Source organism: Sphaerochaeta sp. S2 (genome assembly GCF_016406725.1).
GTDB lineage: Bacteria > Spirochaetota > Spirochaetia > Sphaerochaetales > Sphaerochaetaceae > Sphaerochaeta.
Genome location: NZ_JAEKNT010000054.1, coordinates 1 through 1,149 on the forward strand (window position 1 = coordinate 1; position 1,149 = coordinate 1,149).

Sequence of the window (1,149 nt, forward strand, 5' to 3'; positions counted from 1 at the left end):
ACTTAACTGTAAAACGATCGGTTTCAAATTCCTCAAAGTTATAGCCATAATCCTTCCATCTACCATCTTCATATCTAAATAACAGTGGATACTCAAAAGCAAATGACTCTTGTGCTTCATGTGTCTGCAATATAGTAGCCACAGCAGCTCTATCATCTAACATTTCATAGGATAACAATTGTAACTGAATATTCGTAATCACATCTTTTGTCATTTCATCAAACCATCGTTCCTGTTCATTATAGTAAAAGTCATTTTCGGTTGTGATATCATGCATATAAAGTTTATAATTATCTTCTTCTAACGCTTTTAGCTTGTTATCTAGTATGTCTAATACTGCCTTCTCAAAAGGTATTGCGATATCATTTGTCTCGGATAAATCATACAAACGTATCGTTTCACCTGGTTGAACAATCACTCTGTCATCATTTGCATATGCCTTTGCATGATTGATATCATAAGAATAGTCAGCACTTGTATGGATAGGAATAACAGCACTTGCTTGTATCAGATCAGAAACAGTCATCGCCTCTATATAATCCATGTTATAAAAGCCGTCCATACAAAGCAAAGCATAATCAATGTCCATAGCAGACATCTCTGGCATTTGATCGGTTGTTGAAGTATCTCCTGAATGATAAATAACGATGTCTCCAATTTTAATGACAAAACCACAACTCAAACTTGCACTGTGATTACTATTGTAAGCTGAAACAGCTTCTATTGTGATGTCATCTAACGTATATAAATCACCTGCTCTTATTTTGTTCGGACAGGCTATGATTATGCCTTCTTCTTTTAGTGTTATTTTAGATGTCATGTTATGATCAGAATGTTGGTGACTCACAAGTACCAGATCTGCTGCCTCTTCATAATTAACATAAGAACCTGCATATGGATCTATATAGAGAACACGACCATCACTTATATCGATTCTGACACTGGCGCGTCCAAGATATGTTAAATCCACAGAAAGTCCTTCTACCTCAGAATCAACCTCTTCCAGCAAAGTTTCATTTTCTACAACCGCTTCTAATTGATTGGTACAAGATAACATCAAAAGCACCATCAATATAACAATTCCCAAAAAAACTTTCTTATTTAACATCATCCAACCCCTCTTCCTTGAACCATTTGAGAGTATCTAGC

At 35.4% G+C, this 1,149-nt stretch carries 1 protein-coding gene; it reads right to left on the reverse strand.

Annotation, left to right across the window (positions count from 1 at the left end; translation table 11 throughout):
* Positions 1-1,111 (reverse strand): MBL fold metallo-hydrolase (locus JF818_RS01240; RefSeq protein WP_198890179.1); only part of this gene is annotated, 1,111 nt, incomplete at its 3' end.
* Positions 1,112-1,149: the final 38 nt, after the last annotated feature.